The following is an 11,627-nucleotide window of genomic DNA, read 5'->3' as shown; positions in this document are numbered from 1 at the left end:
GGGGCCGTTCACGAAACCGACGGTCACCGCGCCCCGGCGCAGCCGGGCGATCTGGTCGGGCAGCAGCGGCCGGACGTGCGCCACGATGTCGGCACCGGCGAGGAGTGCGTCGTCGCCGGCCGGGAGCACCTGCGCGCCGGTCTCGCGGTAGTCCTCGTCCGCGCACAGTGCCGCGGCTCCGGCGCCCGACTCGACCGACACCTCGTGTCCCTGCTCGACGAGCGGCGCCACCACTTCCGGCGTCAGGGCGACACGGCGCTCCCCGGGCCGCGTCTCGGCGACGAGGGTCACGCGCACCGGTGCCTCCTGTGGGTCGGGTGGGGCCATCGTGCCAGCGAACGGCGCGCTGGTGTGGGAGAACGCGGATCGGGTCCACACCTCGATCGGCCGTCACCCCGATCCGGCGACCTCGCTACCGTGAGGGGGTGGAACCACGAGACGAGGGGAGTGCGCCGACCGCCGGGCCGGGCGTACCCCATCTGGCGCACTGGGGCACGTATGCCGCGCAGGCCGAGGGCGGAGAGGTCGTCGCCGTGCACCCGCACCCCGAGGACCGCGACCCCTCACCGCTGCTCGGCAACATCCCCGGCTCGATCCGGCACCGCTCGCGGGTGACCGGCCCGGCGGTGCGGCGCGGCTGGCTCGAGTCCGGCCCGGGCCCGACGGATCGACGTGGCGTCGACGACTACGTGCAGGTCAGCTGGGAGGAGGCCACCTCCCTCCTGGCCGGCGAGCTGCGCCGGGTCATCGACCGGCACGGCAACAGCGCGATCTACGGGGGCTCCTACGGCTGGGGCAGCGCGGGGCGGTTCCACCACGCGCAGAGCCAGGTGCACCGGTTCCTCAACGCGCTCGGCGGCTACACCCGGTCGGTGAACAGCTACAGCACCGGGGCGGCCGAGGTCATCTATCCGCACGTGATCGCCCCCGAGGACGACCTGGGTTCCCGGTCGACGACCTGGGAGGTGCTCGCCGAGGAGACCGAGCTCTTCGTCGCGTTCGGTGGTGTCCCGCTGAAGAACCGTGGCACCAACCACGGCGGCAGCTCGGTGCACCCGGCTCGAGATGCCCTGGCCCGGATGCGTTCCCGCGGGTGCCGGTTCGTGTCGGTGAGCCCCTTGCGCGACGACCTGATCGACCCCCGTGAGGAATCTTCGCGCGGTTTCGGCCCCTCTGGGGGGCCGGAACCTCACGATGATTCCTCCGTGCGATGGATCGCGCCACGGCCGGGCACCGATGTCGCGATCATGCTCGGACTCGCCCACGTGCTGGCCACGGAGGGGCTGCACGACACGGCGTTCCTCGCGCGCTACTGCGTCGGCTACGAGCGGTTCGAGGGCTACCTGCTGGGGCGCTCGGACGGCATACCCAAGGATCCGCGGTGGGCCGCGGAGCTTTCCGGGGTGGCCGCCGAGGTCATCGTCGACCTGGCGCGGGAGATGGCCTCCCGCCGGACGTTCCTGTCCGTCAACTGGTCGCTCCAACGGGTCCAGCACGGCGAGCAGGCGCCCTGGATGGGGGTGACGCTGGCGGCGATGCTGGGTCAGATCGGCCTGCCGGGAGGGGGATTCGGGCACGGCTACGGGTCGATGAACAAACCCGGGCTGGGCCGGTTGCCGTTCTCGCTGCCTCGCCTGCCGCAGGGGGTCAACCCGATCGACTCGTTCGTGCCGGTGGCCGCCGTCAACGACATGCTGCTGCAGCCGGGGGAGCCGTTCGACTACGACGGGCGGCGCCTCACCTACCCCGACATCCGCCTCGTCTACTGGGCGGGCGGCAACCCGTTCCACCACGCGCAGGACCTCGGGCGGCTCCGGCGCGCCCTCGGCAGGGTCGACACCGTGGTGGTGCACGACCCCTACTGGACGCCGATGGCGCGGCACGCGGACCTCGTGATGCCGTCCACGACGTCGCTGGAGCGCTCCGACCTCAGCGGCAGCAACAACAGCCCCTACCTCACCGCGATGCACCCGGCGGTCGAGCGCTACGCCGAATCGCGGGACGACTACGACACCTTCGCCGCGGTTGCCGAGCTCCTCGGGGCGGGCAAGGAGTTCACGCAGGGCCGCACGTCGCAGGAGTGGCTGGAATACCTCTACGGCGAGTGGCGCGAGCGGGTCGTCGCGAGCCACGGGCTGGACCTGCCGACGTTCGAGGCCTTCTGGGAGCTCGGCCACCTTCGGCTTCCGGTCGAGGACCGACGGAACCTGCTGGAGGAGTTCCGTGGCGACCCCGAAGGGCATCCGCTGTCGACGCCGAGCGGGCGGATCGAGATCTGGTCGGACACGATCGAGTCGTTCGGCTACGACGACTGCCCGGGGCACCCGGCGTGGCTGGAGCCCGTGGAGTGGCTGGGTTCGGCGCGGGCCCAGCAGTTCCCGCTGCACCTCATCGCCAACCAGCCGCGCACCCGCCTGCACAGCCAACTCGACCACGGCGCGACGAGCCAGGGCTCGAAGGTGCAGGGGCGCGAACCGATCCGGCTGCATCCCCAGGACGCCGCGGCTCGCTCGATCACTGACGGAGACGTGGTGCGGGTCTGGAACGACCACGGATCCTGCCTCGCGGGAGCGGTGCTCGACGACGGCCTGCGACCGCAGGTGGTGCAGCTGTCCACCGGCGCGTGGTACGACCCGCTCGACCCCGCCGACCCGTCGTCGATGTGCGTCCACGGCAACCCCAACGTGTTGACCTCCGACCGGCGCACCTCCAGGCTGGCGCAGGGCTCGACCGGGCAGCATGCGCTCGTGCAGGTCGAGCGGTATGACGGCCCCCTGCCTCCCGTGCGCGCCTTCACCCCTCCCGTGGCAAAGAAGGACTACCCGTCGTGAAGGCGGTCGGCTACAGCCGGTTCGAGCCGGGGCAGGGACCCGAGGTGCTCGAGGACCTCACGCTGCCCGAGCCCACACCCGGGCCGCGCGACCTGCTGGTGCGGGTGGCCGCGGTAGCCATCAACCCGAGGGACACGAAGGTGCGTCGCACCAAACCGGCCAGCCCCGAGCGTCCACAGGTCCTCGGCTGGGACGCCGCCGGCACGGTGGCCGCGGTCGGATCCGAGGTCACCGGCTACGGCGTCGGTGACGACGTCTACTACGCCGGTTCGGCCGAGCGACCCGGCTGCTTCTCCGAGCTGCACGTCGTCGACGAACGCATCGTCGGGCACAAGCCCTCGACGCTCGACTTCCCTGCGGCCGCAGCGCTCCCGCTCACGTCCCTGACGGCATACGAGATGCTCTTCGACCGGCTCCAGGTGCCGCTGGGGGAAGGCGGCGGGACGCTGCTGGTGCTCGGTGGTGCCGGTGGCGTTCCGAGCATGGCCATCCAGTTTGCCGCTCGGCTGACCGGTCTCACGGTCGTGGCCACCGCGTCGCGGGAGGAGAGCCGGACGTGGGTGCAACGCATGGGCGCCCAGCACGTCGTCGACCACCACGAAGACCTTGCCGAGCAGGTGCGCGCCCTCGGGCTGGGCGACCACCCGATCAGCTACGCCTTCAGCACCCACACCAGCGCCGAGGCCTGGCGGGCACTCGCTGCGATGGCCGCGCCGCAGGGTCGGATCGGGCTCATCGACGACCCCGAGCCGCTGGACCTGCGCCTGCTCAAGGCCAAGTCGGTCTCGGTGCACTGGGAGAGCATGTACACGCGCTCGACGTTCGGCACGCCCGATCTCGGGCGACAGCGGGAGATCCTCGACACCGTCGCCGACGCCGTGGACGCCGGCACCGTGGTGAGCCCCGCCACGCAGCATCTGGGCACCATCGACGCCGCGGGGATCCGCGCCGCTCAGGAGGCGATCGAGGCCGGGTCCGTCATCGGCAAGCTCACCCTCAGCGGTTTCTGAATCCCCGCGGCGCCGTGATCGCGTGGGTCACCAGTTGGGCTGGTCCGGGGTCAGGCTCTTCGGCAGTGCCTTGCTCTGGGGGTAGTTGACGTAGACCGTCTTGCCCGAGTGCGACCAGGCGTTCTCGAACTGCTTCCTGTCGTAGGTGAACCGGACCTGGTCGTTGCTCGGGATCAGGTGCGACGCAGGGTCGTTCACCACCACGTTGCCCGACTTGTCGAACCCGACGAGCACCATGAGGTGGCCGTTGGTGCCGTAGCCCGCTCCGTCGAGGTCGTCCTTGCTGAACGACAGCGAGACGACGAGGGGGATACCGGCCTTGATGAACTGCTCCGCCTCGGTGAGCGACCGCAGGCGGGTGACGAACGAGTTGAGGCCGCGCGTGCTGGCGTAGGCGGTGTTGAACGGCCAGTTGCCCGTGCCGTCGTAGGTGTAGTCGAAGACGTTGCGCGCCGTGAAGTCGACCTGCGGGTCGGCATAGCTCGGGTCGACCCAGGACATCTCCTGGGAGTTCGGGCCCTTGTGGAAGTAGTCGACCACCATGGCGGTCGAGGTGGCCGAGCACCAGGCCTCACCGCCGCCGTCCCACTGGGGGTACTCGCCAATGTGCTTCTCCTGGCTGTATGTCGGGACGTCGAGCGTGATGCCCTCCGCACCACCGAGCGGGCTGGCCGGGTTGTCGTCGCCGGACGGCAGGCGCGAGGCGACCGCGCCGACCGAGCGGAGCGTGGGCGTCTGGTGGGTGCCCGCCGGACGCAGCAGCGTGACGCGCAGCTGGTAGCTGACCACGTCGGCACTGCCCCGGGCAGCGAAGGTGTCGGTCCAGACCGTGCCGTCGTCGTCACCCTGGCCGTCGACTGTGGTGCGGTGGATGTGCTCGTCGCTGGAGGCCCAGCGCGCCATCGTGTACCACTTGGTGTCGTGACCGCCCGGCTCCTCGTCACTGACGGAGTGCCCGCGCATCTCCACCTGGATCCAGGTGCCCATCGGCGTGGACGCGTTGTAGGACGCGATGAGCTGCTCGAGCCCGAAGGTCGTTGCGACGTGCGGCGAGACCCAGGTGGCGGTGTCGTAGGTGCGCGCGGCGCCGTCGCCGAACGGGTCGGTGTAGGTCATCGTGCCGGTCGCCCGCTCGATGCGCAGCCCGTACGGCGTGACCTGGACTCCGTCGCCGTGGCCCTGCGCGAGGGTGTGGCCGGAGAACTGGCGGTAGAGGATGTCGCGCTGTCCGGCGGGCTGGTCTGCCGCCGCCATCAGCAGCTTGCCGGTGAGGACCGGGGCGGCCGACGCGGCGCCGGGTGAGGTGGCCAGGAGGGCCAGGCAACCCAGGGTGACGACGGCGGTCGTGCCACCGAGACGAATACGTGATTTTCTTACGCTGCGATTCATCTGCCCGACAATAGCCTCCAAGCCGCATTCATGGGAGCTCCAAGCCCGTCCTCGGAGGAAGGACCTGGCGGTTCATGTGGTGCGGGGGACGAACGGTCGCCCCGGTCCGGTGAGCGCCCAGGCCCGCGTCCGGGTTGTGAGCGTCCGTCGGTGACGAGGGCTCAAAGGCCGAGCGCCGAGAGGTCCAGCCGCCGGAGCCGCTCCGGGTCGTAGAGCACGTCCATCGCCACGATCCGGCTGCCCGTGACGGTGAAGGACATCACCGAGAACGGTCTTCCCGCGACCACGGCGACAGCGCCGGCCGCTCCATTGACCAGCGCAGGCTGCACGGACTCGGCGAGCCGCCCCGCGAGGGCTGCGTTGGAAGCGACCTCGCGAGCGCCGCGCAGGACGACGCTCGGGCGGGTGCGCGACCCGCCCCCGTCTGCTCGGAGCACCACATCGGGGTCCAGCAGCGAGATGAGTCCCTCGAAGTCACCGTCGCGGGCGGCGGCGTAGAACGCGTCGACGACCCGGCGCTGGTGCGCGAGGTCGGGGTCGGGAGTCGTGGCCTGACCCTGCACCCGGCGGCGCGCGCGACTGGCCAGCTGCCGCACCGCCGCAGGGGATCGCTCCAGCAGCTCCGCGATCTGGTCGAACGGCACGGCGAAGAGGTCGTGCAGCACGAAGGCGAGCCGCTCGGCAGGTGTGAGGGTCTCGAGCACGACCAGCAGCGCCAGCCCGACGGAGTCCGCGAGGACCGCCTCGTGCTCGGGGTCCGCCGTCGGCTCCGCGGTGACGACCGGATCGGGGAGGCGCACCTCCAGCGCGTCCTCCCGACGCCGCTGGCGCGAGCGGAGCGCGTTGAGACAGACCCGCGACACCACCGTGGTGAGCCATCCACCGAGGTTGTCAACCGCCCCGGCGTCGGCGCGGCTGACCCGCAGCCAGGTGTCCTGCACGGCGTCCTCGGCCTCGCTGACCGAGCCGAGCATCCGATAGGCGACCGCGCGCAGGTGCGGGCGGTGCTCCTCGAACCGCTGACTCAGCCACTCGTCCTGGTCCACGTGTCACGTTCCCTTCTGGAGAGGTGTCACACCAGTAGACCCACCAAACAGCGTGAGTGTGACCGCGACCCGGTCCCTGGCCACCCCCAAGGAGCAATCCATGACCTCACCCATCCTGCTCACCGGCGGCACCGGCACCCTCGGGCGCCTCGTCATACCTCGTCTGCGCGAGGCGGGCGCCGAGGTGCGCGTGCTGAGTCGCCGCAGTCATCCGTCCGAGGAGGGCGTTCAGTTCTACGTCGGCGACCTGGACACCGGCGAAGGAGTCGCGGCGGCGACGGACGGCGTCGACGCCATCGTGCACTGTGCCGGCAGCCAAGTTGGTGACGACGACCGCACGCGGGTTCTGGTGCGGGAAGCTGCGCGCTCGGGTTCGCCGCACCTGGTGTACATCTCTGTCGTCGGCGCCGATCGGATCGAGGTGGTCAGTCGTTTCGATCGTCGGGCCTTCGGCTACTTCGCCTCGAAGCGGGCCGCCGAGCGCGTCGTGGAAGAGTCGGGGATGCCGTGGACCACGCTGCGGGCCACGCAGTTCCACGACTTGATGCTGACCGTCTCCGCCGCGTTGGCCAAGTCGCCAGTCATCCCTCTGCCAAGGGGCCGCTTCCAACCCGTCGACGCAGGGGAGGTGGCGACGCGTCTGGTCGAGCTCGCCTTCGGTGAGCCGTCCGGACTGGTGCCGGATCTGGCCGGCCCCCGGGTGTATGACGTGGCGGAGCTCCTCCGCAGCTACCTGAGAGCCACGCACCGCCGCCGGCTCATCCTGCCGGTCAAGCTGCCCGGCCGGGCGGCACGCAGCTTCACGCAGGGCGGCAACCTCGCCCCCGATCGGGCCGTTGGGCACCGTACCTGGGAGGACTTCCTCGCCGAGAACGTATGAGTGCGACGTGCCTGACTCCCCGGATCCTCCAGCCGGCAGGATCCTGTTGTAGGTCGCCGACCAGGTCGAGGTGGATGCGTGCTGGGCCGTCGATGGTCTGGACATGCAGATACGGCGTGCTGTCCGTAGGCGGAGTGACGTGGCTGATCCGGGTTCGTCGAACCACCGCCACGGCGCTGTGACCTGCGGTTTCGGGTGGTGGCCAGGGGCGGGGTCGAACCGCCGACCTTCCGATTTTCAGTCGGACGCTCGTACCAACTGAGCTACCTGGCCGCGTTTGCGCCAACGAGGAGATCTCCCCCGTCCAGCGCAAACGTAACGCCAGGTGGGCCTGGCGCGCGGCTCACTATACCGGACCATCGCGCGCCCTCGGGCCCCCCAGCCAAGGCCGGCTCGGCCACCACGGGAAGGGCCCGGCGCGAGACCACGCTCGACCCGCGGCACCGGCGGAGGCGCACCCCGCCACACCGACGGAGTCGTCGCCAAATCGCTGGCCGCGGGCCGGGAGGGCAGGTAGCGTCGGCGGCACGCCGCCGCGCTGTTCGGCATGGATAACCAGCTCGGCGACTTCTTCCTCGCAACCATGCCCCCTCGCGCCTGTGCAGGACGCCGTGAGGGGCAGATGATGGCACCAGGGCGGCGAAGGAGCTCGACCATGGATCCTCGGCAGGCAACCGTCAACGGGCGGGCGCTCACCCTCGAGGGCGCGTCCGCGCACACCACGGCGCTGGACTGGTTGCGCGACCACGGCCTCACCGGTGCCAAGGAGGGCTGCGCGGAGGGCGAGTGCGGGGCCTGCGCCGTGCTCGTGGCCCGACCCGACGGGCAGGGCGGCACGATGTGGACCGCGGTCAACGCCTGCCTGGTGCCCGCCGCGACGCTCGACGGGCAGGAGCTGGTCACCTCCGAGGGGCTGGCCGACGCCGACGACCTGCACCCGGTCCAGCAGGAGATGGCCCTCCGGGGCGGGTCGCAGTGCGGCTACTGCACGCCCGGGTTCGTCTGCAGCATGGCCGCCGAGTACTACCGCTCGGACCGGCAGCCCACGGGCGAGGGCGGTCACGAGAGCGAGCGCGGCCCCAACGGTTTCGACCTGCACGCCCTCTCCGGCAACCTGTGCCGCTGCACCGGCTACCGCCCCATCCGCGACGCCGCGTATGCCGTGGGCTCACCAACGCCGGACGACCCCTTCGCACGTCGCCGCGAGCGCCCTGCCCCCATCGCTCGGCCGACGCGGTTCGCGGGCCCGGACGGTGAGTTCGTCCGTCCGGCAGATCTGTCCGAGGCTCTCGCGCTGTTGGCCTCGCGCCCGGAGGCGACGGTTGTCGCGGGTGCCAGCGACTGGGGGGTCGACGTCAACCTCCGCGGCAGCCGCAGCGCTCTGGTCGTCGCCGTCGACCGGCTGGAGGAGTTGCGCACCTTCGAGGTCGGCGCGCAAGCCATCGAGCTCGGTGCGGGCCTGAATCTTTCCGAGATCGAACGCTATCTCGCCGGCCGGATTCCCCTGCTGGACCAGATGTTTCCGCAGTTCGCCTCCCGGTTGATCCGCAACGGGGCCACCCTCGGGGGCAATCTCGGCACCGGGAGCCCGATCGGCGACGCCCCGCCGGCACTGCTCGCGCTCGACGCGACCGTCGTGCTCGCGTCGAGCCGGGGGGAGCGTGAGGTGCCCCTCACGGCATACTTCACCGGCTATCGCCGCAGCGCTCGGCGGCCCGACGAGCTGATCCGCGCGGTCCGGATTCCCTTGCCGCTGGCCCAGATCACCGCGTTCCACAAGATCGCCAAACGCCGGTTCGACGACATCTCGAGCGTCGCGGTCGGCTACGCACTCGATGTCGGTGATGGGGTTGTCGCGCGGGCCAGCATCGGCCTCGGCGGCGTCGCCGCCACCCCGATCCGCGCCTTGGAAACGGAAGCGGCACTGGTCGGCAGGCCATGGGACGAGGCCACCGTCCGGCGGGCCGCCGAGGTGATGGCGGCCGAGGGCACGCCCCTGGACGACCACCGTGCCAGCGCCCGCTACCGCGCGGCCGTGCTCGGCCAGTCGCTGCTGCGGATCCACGCCGAGAGCACCACGCCCCAGGAGGTCGGATCATGAGCCAGCTTTCCGAACGCCCGGTCAACCCGGTCGTGGGCGTGGAGGTGCCGCACGAGAGCGCGCGGCTGCACGTCACCGGCGCCGCCCTCTACACCGATGACCTCGTCGCGCGCACCCAGGGCCCGCTGCACGCCTACCCAGTCCAGTCCTGCCGCGCCCACGCACGCATCACCCGGTTGCGCACCGGGCCGGCCCTCGAAGTGCCCGGTGTGGTGCGGGTGCTCACCGCCGCCGACGTCCCGGGAGCGAACGACTCCGGCGTCAGCCACGACGAGCCGCTCTTCCCGTCCGAGGTCATGTACTACGGCCAGACCGTCTGTTGGGTGCTGGGCGAGACGCTCGAGGGTGCGCGGCTCGGCGCAGCGACCGTCGAGGTCGAGCTCGAACCCCTTCCCTCGCTGGTCACCCTCTCCGAGGCGATCGCCGCGGAGAGCTTCCAGGGCGCCGAGCCCACCGTGCAGCGGGGTGACGCCGAGGCCGGCCTGGCCCGCTCGACCCACGTCTTCCGCGGCGAGTTCGAGTTCGCCGGGCAGGAGCACTTCTACCTCGAGACCCAGGCCGCGCTCGCCTTCGTCGAGGACGGCGGGCAGGTGTTCATCCAGAGCAGCACGCAGCACCCGACGGAGACCCAGGAGATCGTCGCCCACGTCCTCGGCCTGCGCAGCCACGAGGTCACCGTGCAGTGCCTGCGCATGGGCGGCGGCTTCGGCGGCAAGGAGATGCAACCGCACGGGTATGCCGCCATCGCGGCTCTGGGTGCGACGCTCACCGGCCGCCCGGTGCGGGTTCGGCTCAACCGCAACCAGGACCTCACGCTGTGCGGGAAGCGGCACGGCTTCCACAGCACGTGGGAAGCGGGCTTCGACGACGACGGCCGGATCCAGGCGCTGCGCGCGACTCTCACCGCGGACGGTGGCTGGAGCATGGACCTGTCCCAGCCGGTGCTGGCGCGGGCGCTGTGCCACGTCGACAACGCCTACTGGGTGCCCGACATCGAGGTGCACGGCCGGATCGCCAGGACCAACAAGACCTCCCAGACCGCGTTCCGCGGATTCGGCGGCCCGCAGGGCATGCTCGTCCTCGAGAACATCCTCGGGGAGGTGGCGCCGCGGTTCGGGCTGAGCGGTGAGCAGATCCGCGAACGCAACTTCTACAGGCCGGGGCAGTGCACGCCATACGGGCAAGTCGTGCGACACGCCGAGCGAATGGGCAAGATCTGGACCCAGGTGCTGCGTGAGGGTGACTACGAGTCGCGGCTCGTCGAGGTGGCGGCCTTCAACGCGGCACACCCCCACACCAAGCGGGGACTCGCGGCGACACCGGTGAAGTTCGGGATCTCTTTCAACCTCATCGCCTTCAACCAGGCCGGCGCGCTCGTGCTGGTGTACAAGGACGGCTCGGTGCTGATCAACCACGGCGGCACGGAGATGGGACAGGGCCTGCACACCAAGATGCTGCAGGTCGCGGCGACCGCCCTCGGGGTGCCGCTCTCGGCCGTCCGGCTCGCACCCACCCGCACCGACAAGGTGCCCAACACCTCTGCCACCGCAGCGAGCTCGGGCGCCGATCTCAACGGCGGCGCGGTCAAGGATGCCTGCGAGCAGATCCGGGGCAGGCTTGCCACGGTGGCGGCCGGGGTGCTCGCCGTGCCGCCGCAGGACGTGCGGTTCACCGACGGCCGGGTGCACGGTCTCGGCAGCAGCCACGAGCCGCTGGAGTGGGCCGACCTGGTCTCGCTGGCCTACCTGCAGCGGGTCCAGCTGTCGGCGGCCGGCTACTACCGCACCGAGGGACTACACTGGGACAGCACGAGATTCAGGGGTGAGCCGTTCAAGTACTTCGCCTACGGCGCTGCCCTGGCCGAGGTCGAGGTGGACGGCTTCACCGGTGCCTACCGGACCCGTCGGGTCGACATCGTGCACGACGTCGGCGACACGCTCTCGCCGCTGGTCGACCTCGGCCAGATCGAGGGTGGGTTCGTGCAGGGCGCCGGGTGGCTGACCCTCGAGGACCTGCGCTGGGACGACAGCGACGGGGCCACGCGTGGCAGGCTGGCGACCCAGGCCGCGAGCACCTACAAGCTGCCGAGCTTCTCGGAGATGCCCGAGGAGTTCAACGTCACGCTGTTCGCCGACGCGGCCGAGGACGGCGCCGTCTACGGGTCCAAGGCCGTCGGCGAGCCGCCGCTCATGCTGGCGTTCTGCGTGCGGGAGGCGTTGCGGGGCGCCGCCGTCGCGTTCGGGCCGACCGGGCAGACGGTGCACCTCGCCTCGCCGGCCACCCCCGAGGCGGTCTACTGGGCGTTGGATGCGGCGCGCTGCGCCGACTCGGACGGCGGTCGTGCCCGGCAGGACCTGCACCCGCGGGCCG

The 11,627-nt window shown here is 71.2% G+C and carries 7 protein-coding genes, 1 tRNA gene and 1 pseudogene; 5 read left to right on the top strand and 4 right to left on the bottom strand.

The window, feature by feature from the left end:
- Positions 1 to 327, bottom strand: a pseudogene (locus tag FRW57_RS10235) (hypothetical protein); the annotation flags it as partial.
- A gap of 98 nt (positions 328 to 425) precedes the next feature.
- On the opposite strand from FRW57_RS10235, the gene FRW57_RS10230 reads away from it, so the two are divergent.
- Positions 426 to 2,831, top strand: a complete 2,406-nt coding sequence (locus FRW57_RS10230; RefSeq protein ID WP_152185948.1) for a molybdopterin-dependent oxidoreductase — start codon at positions 426 to 428, stop codon at positions 2,829 to 2,831.
- A complete protein-coding gene (locus tag FRW57_RS10225; protein ID WP_152185947.1) occupies positions 2,828 to 3,841 on the top strand; it encodes a zinc-binding alcohol dehydrogenase family protein in 1,014 nt (337 codons plus the stop codon). Before FRW57_RS10230 ends, FRW57_RS10225 begins: the two co-directional genes overlap by 4 nt.
- A 27-nt stretch (positions 3,842 to 3,868) precedes the next feature.
- Here the strand turns inward: FRW57_RS10225 and FRW57_RS10220 are convergent, their stop codons facing one another.
- Entirely contained in the window at positions 3,869 to 5,230 is a 1,362-nt protein-coding gene (locus FRW57_RS10220; RefSeq protein WP_238999387.1) for a peptidase C39 family protein, read from the bottom strand.
- A 161-nt stretch (positions 5,231 to 5,391) separates the two neighbouring features.
- Positions 5,392 to 6,276, bottom strand: a complete 885-nt coding sequence (gene sigJ / locus FRW57_RS10215) for an RNA polymerase sigma factor SigJ (protein WP_137122110.1) — start codon at positions 6,274 to 6,276, stop codon at positions 5,392 to 5,394.
- Between the two features lie 100 nt (positions 6,277 to 6,376).
- Here sigJ and FRW57_RS10210 point away from each other — a divergent pair, with 100 nt between their 5' ends.
- Positions 6,377 to 7,156, top strand: coding sequence for an SDR family oxidoreductase (locus FRW57_RS10210; protein WP_137122109.1), 780 nt, complete (start codon positions 6,377 to 6,379; stop codon positions 7,154 to 7,156).
- A gap of 196 nt (positions 7,157 to 7,352) precedes the next feature.
- Here FRW57_RS10210 and FRW57_RS10205 read toward each other — a convergent pair.
- A tRNA-Phe gene (locus FRW57_RS10205) sits at positions 7,353 to 7,429 on the bottom strand.
- A 382-nt stretch (positions 7,430 to 7,811) separates the two neighbouring features.
- Between FRW57_RS10205 and FRW57_RS10200 the strand changes: the two genes are divergently transcribed.
- Both FRW57_RS10200 and xdhB read left to right on the top strand, forming a co-directional pair.
- Entirely contained in the window at positions 7,812 to 9,257 is a 1,446-nt protein-coding gene (locus FRW57_RS10200) for a xanthine dehydrogenase small subunit (protein WP_152185946.1), read from the top strand.
- Positions 9,254 to 11,627: xanthine dehydrogenase molybdopterin binding subunit (xdhB, locus tag FRW57_RS10195; RefSeq protein WP_152185945.1), on the top strand; the 2,374-nt coding region annotated here is incomplete at its 3' end. The genes FRW57_RS10200 and xdhB, both read left to right, overlap by 4 nt.

This window comes from Segeticoccus rhizosphaerae (genome assembly GCF_009192725.1).
Lineage (GTDB): Bacteria > Actinomycetota > Actinomycetes > Actinomycetales > Dermatophilaceae > Segeticoccus > Segeticoccus rhizosphaerae.
The sequence above is the reverse complement of the archived record's forward strand: the minus strand, read 5'-3'. Positions and strand labels throughout refer to the sequence as shown.

Excerpts from the sequence above, each read along its gene's own strand:
- FRW57_RS10210 (WP_137122109.1), top strand. The coding sequence starts at position 6,377 with ATGACCTCACCCATCCTGCTCACCGGCGGCACCGGCACCCTCGGGCGC.
- FRW57_RS10220 (WP_238999387.1), bottom strand. The coding sequence starts at position 5,230 with ATGAATCGCAGCGTAAGAAAATCACGTATTCGTCTCGGTGGCACGACC.
- FRW57_RS10200 (WP_152185946.1), top strand. The coding sequence starts at position 7,812 with ATGGATCCTCGGCAGGCAACCGTCAACGGGCGGGCGCTCACCCTCGAG.